At 70.2% G+C, this 13,830-nt stretch carries 5 protein-coding genes; all 5 read left to right on the forward strand.

Annotated features, from left to right (window positions below):
* The first annotated feature begins 168 nt into the window (after window positions 1-168).
* The 5 genes from MQP27_RS00955 (at window position 169) to rplU (ending at window position 13,819) form a co-directional block, all read left to right on the forward strand.
* Window positions 169-1,668, forward strand: coding sequence for a VCBS repeat-containing protein (locus MQP27_RS00955; protein WP_242759211.1), 1,500 nt, complete (start codon window positions 169-171; stop codon window positions 1,666-1,668).
* Window positions 1,669-1,808: 140 nt separating this feature from the next.
* A complete protein-coding gene (locus MQP27_RS51320) occupies window positions 1,809-5,501 on the forward strand; it encodes a LamG domain-containing protein (protein WP_242759216.1) in 3,693 nt (1,230 codons plus the stop codon).
* A 114-nt stretch (window positions 5,502-5,615) separates the two neighbouring features.
* Window positions 5,616-12,488 carry a polymorphic toxin-type HINT domain-containing protein gene (locus MQP27_RS00965; RefSeq protein ID WP_242759218.1) on the forward strand — a complete coding sequence of 2,291 codons (6,873 nt, stop codon included), beginning with the start codon at window positions 5,616-5,618 and terminating at the stop codon, window positions 12,486-12,488.
* Window positions 12,489-12,587: 99 nt separating this feature from the next.
* A complete protein-coding gene (locus tag MQP27_RS00970; protein WP_242759220.1) occupies window positions 12,588-13,316 on the forward strand; it encodes a hypothetical protein in 729 nt (242 codons plus the stop codon).
* A 182-nt stretch (window positions 13,317-13,498) separates the two neighbouring features.
* A complete protein-coding gene (gene rplU, locus MQP27_RS00975) occupies window positions 13,499-13,819 on the forward strand; it encodes a 50S ribosomal protein L21 (protein ID WP_003990208.1) in 321 nt (106 codons plus the stop codon).
* The last annotated feature ends 11 nt before the right edge of the window (window positions 13,820-13,830 follow it).

The raw sequence follows: 13,830 nt of genomic DNA on the forward strand, positions 1-13,830 counted from the left end.
CCTGTGGGGCTCCTGTGATTTTTGTCATGCGCTGGTAAGGGGAGTGACCGTTGCGTGTGCACGTCATGCCGTAGATGATTCCTTGACCTTCTTTAGATTTCGTTTATCAACGGGGTGCATGTGTCAAGGGTGGGGAAAGTGTGGCGCCGTGCTGCCTGCGTCGTGGCCGTGAGCGCACTGCTGAGCTGGGGGCTCGGAAGCGGGGGCACGCCCGCCGCGGCGGCCGTCGCGTGTCCGTCGGGCGTGGAGTCCGACTTCAACGGTGACGGTGTCAGGGACACGGCGATCGCGGACCCCGAGGCGACCGTCGACGGCGTGGCCAAGGCCGGCGCCGTCCACGTCGTCTACGGCGGCGGCAAGGGCAGTACGACCGTCTCCCAGGCCCCGGACAACATCCCGGGCGCCCCCGAGACGGGCGACCGGTACGGCTTCTCCCTGGCCGTCTACGACGCCGACCTCGACGGCTGCAGCGACCTGGTGGTCGGCACCCCGTACGAGGACCTCGGCACCGTCCCCGACGCCGGACTGGTGCAGGTCGTCTACGGAGCCACGGCCGGACTCGGCACGGGCAAGGCCGTCAAGGAGTTCCTCCAGGGCACCGACAAGCCGCTGGCCGGCTCCCCGGAGGCGGAGGACTGGGTCGGATACGCCGTCGAGGCCGGCAAGACCTCGGCCGGCACGCCGTTCCTGCTGATCGGCAGCCCCGGCGAGTCGATCGGCACCGTCGAGGACGCGGGCTGCTTCTACTATGTCAGCGGCACCGCGCAGACCGTGGCCGGCGTCAGCCAGGACACCGAGACCGCCGGTGCCGTGCCCGGCGTGGCCGAGCGGGACGACCGCTTCGGCGCCTCGCTCGCCGCGACCCCCACCCACTTCGCGGTCGGCTCCCCGGGCGAGGCGCTCGGCACCACCGTCTTCGCGGGCGGTGTCGGCTACTTCAGCCACGCCCTGACGTCGGGCTCCCCGAAGCCGCTCGGCGGTCTCGGCCAGGACCAGGCCGACGACCTCGTCAATGGCGCCGAGGAGGTCGGCGACCAGTTCGGCGCCGCGCTCGCCATGGTCCCGTACCGGGCGTCCGGAGCCACCTCCACCACCGAGTCGCTGCTGGTGGTGGGCGTTCCCGGCGAGGACCTGAAGACCACCGTCGACGCGGGCGCCGTCCAGGTGTTCCGGCTCACCGCGAGCGGCGGCTTCAGCCAGCTGGCCTGGATCGACCAGAACACCGACAACGTCGAGGAGACGGCCGAGGCCGGCGACCTGTTCGGCAAGCGGCTCACCGCCGTCAACACCTCCCCGAACGCCACCTCCACCGCCGCCACCACCAAGGTCGCCGTCGGCGTGCCCGGTGAGGAGGCCTCCGAGGAGTACACCGACGAGGGCGGCGTCCAGATCGTCCCGCTCGTCGGCGCCCCCGGCGCCTCCGACCAGTGGATCAGCCCCGGCAACGGCATCCCCGGCACGCCCGCGTCCCGCATGCTTGCCGGCCTCTCCCTGGCCGCCTCGCCCTCCCTGCTGTACGTGGGTGTGCCCTACGGCCCGGCCGGCGGCCACGCGGTCCACGGCTTCCCCTGGGGCGTGACCTCCGGCGGGGCGCCCACCCAGACGATCAAGCCGGGCGGGAACGGGATCCCCGCGGCGGACGTCGCCTTCGGCGCGGCCGTCCGCTGACCGTCCGCCGACGAGAAGTCACCGGCCGCCGCGGCCGGGGACTTCGCCCTGTGCGCAACCGGACCGGAGGGCGCCGCGCTCGGCGCGCGCATCCGGGGCCCGGACCCGAGACAGACATGAACCAACGGGAGAGTGGACGCGTGTCCGCAGACAGACACAGACCGATACGGCGTGGCGTGCTGGTGCGCGCCGCCGTCGCGGCCGCCGTCGCCGGCGCGGTGACCGCCGGCACCCTGGCGGCCCTGCCGGACGGCGGCCCCGGCCGGGACCAGAAGCCGGTCGCCGCCGACCGGTCGGCGGTGACCGAGCAGCAGGCCATGGCGATGGCCAAGGACACCGGCAAGAAGACCGAGGTCGTGGGCGCGCGCACCGAGCGCCGGGAGATCTTCGCCGAGCCCGACGGCACCTTCACCGCCCGCGAGTACACCGAGCCGGTGCGCACGGTCCAGGGCGGCAAGTGGGTCCCGGTCGACGAGACGCTGGTGAAGCGTGCCGACGGCACCTGGGGGCCGAAGGCCGCCACCGTCGGCCTCAGCCTCTCCGCCGGCCAGGCGGGCAAGCCGTTCGTGACGATGCGGAAGGCGGGCCGCGAGTTCGCCCTGACCTGGCCGTACGGCAAGCTGCCCGCGCCGCGGGTGGAGGGCGACACCGCCACCTACGCCGAGGTCCTGCCCGGCGTCGACCTGACCGTGCGCGCCGAGGCCGACGGCTTCGGCCATCTCCTCGTCGTCAAGACGCCCGAGGCGGCGGCCGACCCGCGGCTGGCCCGGATCGACCTCGGGATGACCACCGACGGACTGAAGGTCGCCGAGGGCGGCGACGGGGCGATCGTCGCCGAGGACTCCGCGGTCGGCGGCACCGTCTTCCAGGCGGGCAGGCCCTCGATGTGGGACTCGGCCGCCGTCGAGGAGGCCGCGACCAGGAAGCAGGGCCCCAAGGCCGTCGCGAAGGCGCTGAAGGCCGCGGCGGCGGGCGCGGACGAGACCGCGACAGCGACCCCCGCGGCCACCTCCACGACCGGCACGGCCACCCCGACCACCACTGCGGCCACCCCGGGCCCGCAGGCCGCCGCCGAGCCCGCCCTGGAGGGCCCCGGCGGTGGCGGCCGTGTCGCCCCGCTGGACGTCGAGGTCGGCAAGGGCAGGCTCAGCCTCGTCCCCGACCAGAAGCTGCTCAAGGGCGCGGACACCGTCTTCCCGGTCGTCATCGACCCGATCTCGCGCACCACCTCGCGCACCTCCTGGACCGGCGTCATGTCCGGGATGCCGGGCGAGCAGGACTGGAAGTACTCCGGCAGCGCGGGCGTCGGCAAGTGCCCGACCGACTACAACCCGGTCTCCTGCAACGGCGTCGGCGTGCGCCGCGTGATGTTCACGATGCCGCTCTCCTTCTACAAGGGGAAGCAGATCCTGGGCGCGACCTTCTCCGCCCGGGTCGAGCACATCTACAGCGCCTCCCCGACCGCGGAGCCCATCCAGCTCTACCGGATCGGCGGCCAGAACTACTCGCTCAACTCGTCCAGCAGCTGGTCCAACACCTCGGACGACTGGGACGACTATCTCCAGACCGTCGACAAGGCGATCTCCCCGACCTCCTGCTCCAGCCAGGCCAACCTGCACTTCGAGAGCGGCGAGTCCGGCGAGCTGACCAGCGAGATCAAGACGGCCGCCGCGGGCGGCTGGAACTCCATGACGCTGGGTCTGCGGGCCGCCGACGAGTCCCGCTTCGCCGAGTGGAAGCGGATCTGCGGCAACGCCTACCTGTCGGTCAAGTACAACAACCTGCCCCGGCAGATCAAGACGTCCGACATGGCCACCGACCCCGGCGGCGTGTGCAAGTGGGGCGCGAGCCGCGAGTACGCCGAGACCCCGCCGAAGCTCTACGCCATCGCGAGCGACCCCGACCACGGCAACGGCCAGACGGACAAGGTCAAGGTCCAGTTCAAGGTGGAGTGGTCGGGCGGCTCGTACACGTACACCACCCCGGACTGGCTGTCCCCCACGGCGGGCACCAGGTTCACGCACACCGTGAAGTCCACGATCCCGAAGAACACCGTCATCTACTGGAGCGCCCGGGCCTACGACGGTGACGGCTACGGCCCGTGGAGTTCCGACGGCGACCCCGCGCAGCGCTGCGAGTTCATCTACGACCCGGACCACCCGGGCAAGCCGAACGTGCTGTCCAAGCAGTACCCGTCCGACACCGTCTACCACGACGGCGTGGGCACCTACGGCACCTTCACCTTCGCCCCGAACCCGAACGACAAGATCCCCGACACCGACGTCGTCAAGTACCAGTACGCCTTCGACAGCACCGCCAGCCCCGCGACCACCGTCCCCGCACCCACGCCCGGCGGCGCCGCCTCCGTGCAGTGGATGCCGACCCGGTCCGGGCGGCACTGGGTCGACGTGATCGCCGTCGACAAGGCGGAGAACCCCGGCACCAAGGCGCACTACGAGTTCCTGGTGAGCGAGGGCACCCCGGTCGTCGCCCAGTGGAACCTCGCCGACGAGGCCGGGGACACCGAGGCGCACGACGAGGGCGACGAGTTCTCCGCGACCGCGGGCTCCGCCGTCACGTTCGGCGCGGAGGGCCCCGGCGGCAAGGTCGACCGGGCCGCCCGCTTCGACGGCAGCTCCGGGGCGTACCTCGACACCAGCGAGACCGTCCTCGACACGGCCAGGGGCTTCAGCGTCAGCGCCTGGGTGCGGCCCACCGCACTGGACCGGGACATGGTGGTCGTCAGCCAGGACGGCACCGGCGAGCCCGGCTTCACCCTCGGCTACGACGCCTCGGCGCAGACCTGGAAGTTCTCCGCGCCGGTCGAGGACGTGGACTCGCTCGGCGAGTGGAAGGCCGTCTCCACCGGAGTGACCCCGGTCAAGGACCAGTGGGTCCTGCTGACCGGCGTGTACGACGCGCAGAAGAGCTCCGGCCCCGAGCTCCAGCTCTACGTCAACAAGGACCTGAAGGGTTCCGCCGCCCGCCGCTCGACCTGGAAGTCGTACGGGCCGCTGCAGATCGGCCGCGCCACGGCCAAGAGCGGCTACCGCGACAACTTCACCGGCGACCTCGCCGAGGTGCGGGTCTTCGACCGGGTGCTGCCGTCCGCCCAGGTCGCCGAGCTGATGACCGTCCGGCCGCAGCGCAAGGCCTACTGGCAGCTCGACGACGCCACCGGCGGCGCCTCCGCCGAGACCGGCGGCGGCCAGGCGCTGACCCTCGCGGGCAACGCCTCGATCTACCGGCCGGCCGACCCGTTGTTCGACACCGCCGCCCTGGTCGGCGACGGCAACCTGGTCCTGGACGGCGACGGGGACTACGCGTCCACCGCCACCGCCCCGGTCACCGGCAACAGCAGCTTCACCGTGACCGCCCGCGCCCAGCTCACCTCGCTGGACCCGGAGAAGTCGCAGACGGTGCTGTCCCTGCCCGGCGCGAACGCCAACCGCCTCCAGGTCCGCTACCAGGCCGCCACCCAGCAGTGGGAGCTGGCCGTGGCCAGGTCCGACGCGGCCGCCCCCGAGGTCGTCACCTTCACCGACGACCAGGAACTGCCCGACACCGGCGGCTCCGGCCAGCACCTGGCGGTCGTCTACGACGCCTTCGCCAACTCGGTCCGCCTCTACGTGGAGGGCCAGCTGGTGGCCGGTGCCTACGGCACGGACGACACCCTGTGGTCCGCCACCGGCGGTCTCCAGGTGGGCCGTTCACTGCGCGGGGCGAGTGAGTACTTCGCCGGCGCGATCGACGAGGTCCGCGTCTACAGCGGCGCCGCCGACCAGACCGCGGTGCAGCAGATGGCCGCGCTGACGGCGCTGCCCGACATGTGACGGACCGTCACCCCTGAAGTGTGCCGGGCCGTCGAGGCGGCCCGGCACACCTGTCCTGTCCCTCTTTCAGGAAGTTGCCGAATGTTCTTCCGTGGCCGCTCACTGAGCCGCCGTATGCCCGGACCGGCGTTGGCCGCGACAGTGCTCGGGCTCACGCTCGCGCTGTCGGCCTCGTCGGTCCAGGCACTGGCGCTCGACGACGGCGACCGGGGCCGCACCAGCCGCCCCGGCGTCCAGGACGACGGGGACCCCGCCCAGGGGTCCGACGCGAAGAAGAAGTCCCGCCCCTCCGACCCGGCGCACAAGGCCGCGGTCAAGGGCCTCGACAAGGCGGTGTGGCCGAGGCAGGGCGGCGCCGAGGTCAAGCTCGGCGCCACCGCGGAGGCGGGCGGCCTGCCCGTCACGGTCACCCGGGCGAAGGCCGGGGTCAAGGCGGGACAGGCGGCCGGCAAGGTCCGGGTCGACGTCCTCGACCCGAAGCGGGCCACGAAGCTCGGCGTCGGCGTCCTGCTCGGCGTGGAGCGCGCCGACGGCGAGGCGGACAAGGCCGGCAAGGTCCGGCTGACGGTGGACTACTCGCAGTTCGCGGAGGGCTTCGGCGGCTCCTACGCCTCCCGCCTGCGGCTGGTGCGGCTCCCGGCGTGCGCCGAGTTCGCCACACCCGGCAGCGCGAAGTGCCCGCAGCAGCCCACGGTCCTGAAGACGGTCAACGACGTCAAGGCGGGCACCGTCTCGGCCGACGTGACCGCGGCGCCGGCCGCGCCCGAGGGCGTCTCGACCATGGCCACTGACGCGACCTCCCTGGTCGCGGTCGCGGCCGGTCCCTCCGGCGCGCAGGGCACCTACAAGGCCACCGCCCTTGCCCCGTCGGCCAGTTGGACGGTCGCGAACTCCTCCGGCGGCTTCTCCTGGAACTATCCGCTGCGCACGGTCCCGACCCCGGGCGGCCTGACCCCGACCGCCGGTCTCGGCTACTCCTCCCAGTCGGCCGACGGCCGCACCGCGGCGACCAACAACCAGGGCTCCTGGATCGGTGAGGGCTTCTCCTACGACCCGGGCTACATCGAGCGCCGCTACAAGCCCTGCTCCGACGACGGCCACGACGGCTCCGGGGAGCAGTGCTGGGCCTTCGAGAACGCCACCGTCATGCTGGGCGGCTCCGCCTCGGAGCTCGTCAAGGACGACACGACCGGCAAGTACCGCCTGTCCGGCGACGAGGGCTCCAAGGTCGAGAAGCTGACCGGCGCCACGAACGGCGACAACGACGGCGAGTACTGGCGGGTCACCACCACCGACGGCACGGAGTACTACTTCGGCCAGAACCGGCTGCCGGGCTGGGCGACCGGCAACGAGGAGACCAACTCGGTCTGGACCGCGCCGGTCTTCGGCGACGACTCCGGTGAGCCCTGCTACAACGCCACCTTCACCTCGGCGCACTGCCAGCAGGCCTGGCGCTGGAGCCTGGACTACGTCAAGGACACCCACGGCAACGTGATGTCCTACTTCTACGACCGCGAGACCAACTACTACGCCCTCAACGGGAAGACGGACGTCAACGGGACGGCGTACCACCGCGGCGGCTACCTCAAGCGCATCGACTACGGTCAGCGCGACGGCCAGGTCTACGCGGCGAAGGCCCCGGCCCGGATCGTCTTCAACGTGGCCGAACGCTGCCTGCCCACCGCGGACTTCGACTGCGCGGAGAGCAAGCGCACCACGGCCAACGCCGCCCACTGGCCGGACGTCCCGGTCGACCAGGAGTGCAAGTCCGGCACCAAGTGCACGGTCGGCCAGACCTTCTTCACCACCAAGCGGCTGACCTCGATCGTCACCCAGATGCGCAAGGACGCCACGAACTACCAGGACGTGGACGCCTGGACCCTCACGCATCTGTTCACCGACAACGGCGACGACTCCAAGACGCTGTGGCTGTCGAAGATCGAGCACGAGGGCCGGGCCGGCACGGCCACCAAGCTGCCGACCGTCGACCTCTTCGGCGAGCAGCTCGCCAACCGGGTCGACGCGGTCGGCGACAACATCGCGCCCTTCTACCGCTTCCGTCTCTCGGCGGTCCTCAGCGAGACCGGCTCCCAGCTCGACGTCAACTACGCGCCCACCGACTGCACCAAGGCCGCCCTGCCGAAGCCGGGCGAGTCCACCAAGCGCTGCTACCCGGTGAAGTGGTCCCCGCCCGGCTACATCGAGCCGATCACGGACTGGTTCCACAAGTACGTCGTCTCCGCGGTGATCGAGACCGACCGCACCGGCGGCAGCGACCAGCTCGTCACCCGCTACGCCTACCAGGGCGACGCGGCCTGGCGTAAGGCGAAGCCCGACGGCATCACCGACGAGAAGTACCTGACCTGGGGCGGCTGGCAGGGCTACGGCAAGGTCACCGTGACCTCCGGCACCGCCGACGACCAGAAGACCCGCGTCGACTACACCTACCTCCAGGGCATGAACGGCGACGCCGACCCCGCGGGCGGCACCCGCTCGGTGACGGTCAAGGACTCCACGGGGGTCTCCTACACCGACTCCGAGGAGTTCGCCGGCCACGAGCTGGAGGCCGCGACCTACGACGGCTCCAAGCTGATCTCGAAGGCGATCAGCGAGCCCTGGAAGCACACCACCGCGACCCAGACCCGGAGCTGGGGCACCACCCGCGCCAGCATCGTCAAGTCCGACACCGAACGCGGCTACAGCCTGCTGTCGGACGGCAGTTGGCGCCAGACCAAGTCGACCACGACGTTCGAGACGGACCTCGGCACCGGCCGGCCCATCGAGATCGACGACCAGTCCGACGTCTCCAGGACCGGCGACGACACCTGCACCCGCCTGTGGTACGCGGACAACACCGCGAAGAACATCCTCTCGCTGCCCTCGCGCAGCGAGAAGGTGTCCGTGAAGTGCTCCACCACCCCCGACCGCAGGACCCAGGTCCTGGCGGACGAACGCACCTCCTACGACGACGGGGTGTTCGGCGCCGCCCCCGCCAAGGGCGACGCGACCAAGACCGAGCGCCTGACCGCGCACGACGGCACCACCGCCACGTACCAGGTCACCGGCACCACCACGTACGACGACTTCGGCCGGCCGAAGATCCAGAAGGACGCCAAGCAGAACCCGACGCGCACCGACTACACCGAGACGAACGGCCTGCTCACCCAGACCAAGCTGACCAACGCCCTCGGCCACATCACGACCACCGACTACGCCCCCGCGTGGGGCCTGTCCACCGGCCAGTCCGACCCCAACTCCCGGCGCACGGACCTCGCCTACGACGCCCTCGGCCGGCTGACCTCCGTCTGGCTCCCGGACCGCGCCAAGTCGCAGACGCCGAGCATCAAGTACTCGTACAACGTCCGCAAGGACAAGGTCACCTCGATCAAGACCGAGAAGATCGAGAACGACGGCTCCTACGGCGCCGAGTACCAGCTCTACGACAGCCTGCTGCGGCCCCGCCAGATCCAGACCGAGGGCCCGAACGGCACCCGCATGGTCGCGGACTCGTTCTACGACGGCGCGGGCCAGGTCAAGCAGACCAACGCCACGTACAACGCGGCCGGCGCCGCCTCGGACGAGCTGCTGCTCGTGCACAACGGCGAGGTCGGCGCGCAGACGAGGACCGAGTACGACGCCCTCGGCCGCACCACCGCGGAGATCTTCGCGGTCTCCGGCGCCGAGCAGTGGCGCACCACGACCACGTACGACGGCGAGCTCACCAACGTCGACCCGCCGGTCGGCGGGGTGCCCGCGACGACGGTCTCGGACGCCGAGGGCAACATCACGGAGATCCGCCACTACCGGGGCGCGTCCCCGGCCGCGCCGACCCCGTACGACTCGACGAAGTACACCTACACGCCCTCGGGCAAGCTGGAGACGGTCACCGACGCCGCGGGCAACGTGTGGCGCAACGAGTACGACCAGCTCGGCCGCAAGAAGAAGTCGGTCGACCCGGACGCGGGCACCTCCCGCACCGAGTACGACGAGCTGGACCAGCCCGTCGCGCAGTGGGACGGGCGCAACAAGAAGACGTCCACGTCCTACGACGCCCTCGGCCGGGTCACCGGCACCTGGACCGGCGACGTCGGCACCGGGACGCGGCTGACCGAGACCCGCTACGACAAGGCCGGCTGGCTCGGCCAGGCGTACGCCCAGCTCAGCTATGTCTCGCCGACCGAGTACTTCGCGTCGGTCGTCCAGTCGATGGACGAGTTCTACCAGCCGCTGAAGACGGCCTACTCCGTGCCCGCGTCACAGGGCTCGCTGGCCGGCACGTACACCTTCACCTCGACGTACAACCGGGACGGCACCGTCCAGTCGTCGGGCCTGCCCGCCGTCGGCAGCCTCCCCGCCGAGGCCCTGACCTACGGCTACGACGAGCTCCAGCGCCCGACCACGCTGACCGGCACGACCTCCTACGTCACCAACACCGCCTACTCGAAGACCAGCCGGCTCCAGCAGCTGGAGCTGTACACCGGCTCCGGCAAGAAGGTCTGGCAGACCTTCGACTACGAGACCGGCACCGACCGCCTGACCCGTTCCACCGTGGACGTCTACGGCGCGACGGCCCCGGCGAAGCAGTCGACGTACTCCTACGACCAGGCCGGCAACGTCCTGTCGATCGCGGACTCGGCGAACAGCGCCTCCCCGGACGTGCAGTGCTTCGCCTACGACAGCCGGCAGCGGCTGTCCGAGGCGTGGACACCGGCGTCCACGGCGGCGGACGCGGCCGGTTCCGGAACGGTCGGCTCCACCGCGCCCGTCGACGGCTCGGGCCCCGCCGCCTGCAAGGCGGCCCCCGGCACGGGCGCGCTCGGCGGCCCGGCCCCCTACTGGAAGTCGTACGTCACCGACGCCATCGGCAACCGGAAGTCGGAGACCAACCACGACCTCGGCCTGAACGCGGCCAAGGACATCACGCGCAGCTACGAGTACGGCGGCGCGGGCGCCCTCGGCGACGGGCCGCACCAGCTCACCAAGGTCGTGGAGAAGACCCCGACCGGCGACAAGCAGTACGCGTACGAGTACGACGACGCGGGCTCCACCACCAAGCGCACGATCGGCGGCGACGCCCAGTCGCTGGAGTGGGACGACGCCGGCCGGCTCACCAAGGTGAAGGAGGCGAGCGGCTCCGAGACGACGTACCTGTACGACGCCACGGGCAACCGCATCCAGCGCAAGGACACCTCCGGGACCACGGTCTACCTGCCCGGCATGGAGCTGAAGCTCTCCGCCGACGGCACCAAGAAGTCCGCGACCCGGTACTACTCGTACGCCGGTGAGACCGTCGCGGTCCGTACCGACGACGGCAAGCTGTCGTTCCTCGCCGCCGACCACCACGGCACGGGCGAGATCGCCGTCGAGGCGGCCACGGGCGCGGTCTCGCAGCGCCGCTTCGACCCGTACGGCGTGGAGCGCGGCAAGGCCACGGGTGCCTGGCCCGGGGAGAAGGGGTACGTCGGCGGCACGGTCGACGCGTCGACCGGGCTGACCCATCTCGGCGCGCGTGAGTACGACGCGATGATCGGCAAGTTCGTCTCGGTCGACCCGGTCATCGACTACACCCAGCCCCAGCAGATCAACGGCTACACCTACGCCAACAACAGCCCGGTCACCCTGTCCGACCCGAGCGGGCTGGCCTCGTCGACGACGTGCTCCCTGTTCCCGGGTGCGCTCGGCTGCGGTACTCCGGACTGCGACTTCCTGTGCGCGCCGGGCTCCGCGGGGGAGAAGGTCCACGAGGCGAAGCAGGAGGTCGGCCGGGCCCAGAGCCAGCAGTCCTCGGCCAAGAAGCGCATCAGCTCGGCCGGCAAGGAACTGGTCAAGATCGTCCGGGACATCCTCGGGGTCGACGCGGCGCTCGACTGCATATCCACAGGTGACGTCGGATCCTGCGGCGAGACACTGCTGAACATCGCGGGCAGCTTCGCCGGCGGGCTCGCCGGCAAGATCATGGCCAAGTACGGCGTGCCCTGGAAGTGGGCCAAGGGCGTCAAGCTCGCCAAGCGGGTCGTGGGTCTCGTCGGTGACCTCATCGGCGGGGTCAAGGACCTGCTCAAGGCGAACAAGGCCCTCTCCAAGGCCAAGGACGGGCTGGCCGCGGCTCGCTCGAAGGCCGCGGAAGCCCTGAAGAAGCTGAGAAAGACCGAGTGCCACAGCTTCCTGCCCGGCACGAAGGTCCTGCTGGCCGACGGCTCCACGAAACCGATCGAGGACGTCGAACTCGGCGACAAGGTGACGGTGACCGACGCGAAGACCGGGAAGACGGTCGTCCGTGAGGTCGCCGGAACCATCGTCACCGAGGACGACAAGGAGTTCTCGGACCTCACGGTGAGGACGGCCACCGGCACGGAGGAAATGCTGGTCGCGACGGTCACGCACCCGTTCTGGGTCGAGTCCGAGCACGGCTGGATCAAGGCCGGCGCCCTCAAGCCCGGCATGAAGCTCCGCACCCCGTCCGGCAAGACGGTCGAGGTCACGGCCAACCACCACTTCGACAAGCGGCAGCGCACCCACGATCTGACGATCACCGGGATCCATGCGTACTACGTCTTCGCGGGCCGGACGCCGCTGCTGGTGCACAACTGTGACCCTCTGGCCCAGTACGCGGATTCCCTTCAGCCGAAGGCAGGCAAGAAGTCCGTCCAATATGCCTCCGAGTACACTGACTCCACCGGCAAGAAGTTCTACGGGCACAATGTTCACCGGGAAGCGGATGACCTTCCCGAGGGCTTTGTCGAGGCGATCGGTGAGCGTTCGCACTACGGCTGTGCCGAGGTGGGATGTCTGCTGAACGCCTACAACAGCGCTCGTGATGCCGGCGCCAGTCTGGAGCAGGCGGCGACAGCCGTCCGGGGCGGATCCATCAGAACCGTGTTCGTGTTCAACTCGTTCGCCAAGGATGCGGCGCAACACGGCACTCCGGCAAAGCCGTGCTGGAGTAAGTGCGACGCGATGCTGAAGGGGCTGGGCATAGACTTCTGACGGCTCCGGGTAATAGGTGCCTCCTGCGCGGCCACTTGTGGCGCACAGGAGGCACCGCCCTTTTCGGGATTTGTAAGCGGCGGGCGATTTGGGAGATTCGTGGACGCGTTCGGTGTGGAGTGGGGATCCTTCGACGTGGATCCGGAGGTGGCTCGGCGGGTTCAGGTCGGGTTGGACGAGCTCTTTCGGGCGGAGGGTGAGGAAGAGGCGATCGATGCCGCTCATGCCCTGCACGAGCTCGTCTGCTACGCGGCCGTGACGGTCGAGGAGGAGACGGTGCCGGCCGTGCGGGCGCTGTGCGCAATGCTCGGGCTGCCGGATTTCCGATGGAAGCAGTTCGCGCTCCAGCTCCTCGACACGATCATTTCCGTCGAGGGCGTCTTTGATTCCGCCAGTCCTCTCAAAGCGCGGGTGCGTGCGGAAGTGCTGCGCGCGGTGCCGCTCGCCGAGAAGGAGCAGAACAGTTCTTCCAGGGATGTCAGAGGCGCTGCCATTGTTTTTCTGGGCAGTGCTTCCGAGACGCCCGCCGCGGATTTCCAGCGATTCCGGAGTGCTTTTGAGCGGGAAACGGATCCGGTGATCCAGGCCGATCTCGCCCTGGCGGCGACGGCGTGCGCCTGGGAGGTGGATGGAGGGGCTCAGGACGCGAACGCGGCCGGGTGGTTCGGCGAAGTCCTGGAGCACGCCAATCCGGCCGTCCGGTTCAGGGTCGGGCAGTTCCTGGTCGGTCGTGGGTTCCGGTGGAGCGGCGGTGACCTGAACGGCCTGGTCGCCGCGGCGATGCCCGCCGTGCTCGAGCGGGGGTTGTTCCGGCAGGAGTACCTGTAGGGCTCGGTTTGACCCCCGAACGGCGGCCCCGTAACCTTGACCGTCGGCGTGTCCTTGGATATGGGCGCGCCACATCCCCGTAAACCTCATTCCTCCAGGGCACTGGGTGCCCCGGAGAGGCTGCCCGTGTCGGGTGGCTGGACTGCGGGGGTGCCGTTCCCGAGCGAGAGAGTGAGATCCGCGTGTACGCCATCGTGCGCAGCGGTGGTCGCCAGCACAAGGTTGCTGTCGGCGACATCGTTGAGGTTGACAAGATTTCCACCGCCAAGGTTGGCGACACGGTCGAGCTCTCGACCCTGCTCGTTGTCGACGGCGACGCTGTGACCAGCGACCCGTGGGTGCTGGCCGGCATCAAGGTCCAGGCCGAGGTCGTGGACCACCACAAGGGCCAGAAGATCGACATTCTGCGCTACAAGAACAAGACCGGCTACCGCCGTCGTCAGGGCCACCGCCAGCAGTACACGGCGATCAAGGTCACTGAGATCCCCACGGCTGCGAAGTAAGGGACTGAGGA

The sequence above is a fragment of the Streptomyces cylindrosporus genome, from assembly GCF_022698165.1.
GTDB lineage: Bacteria > Actinomycetota > Actinomycetes > Streptomycetales > Streptomycetaceae > Streptomyces > Streptomyces cylindrosporus.

Excerpts from the sequence above, each read along its gene's own strand:
- MQP27_RS00965 (WP_242759218.1), top strand. The coding sequence starts at position 5,616 with ATGCCCGGACCGGCGTTGGCCGCGACAGTGCTCGGGCTCACGCTCGCG.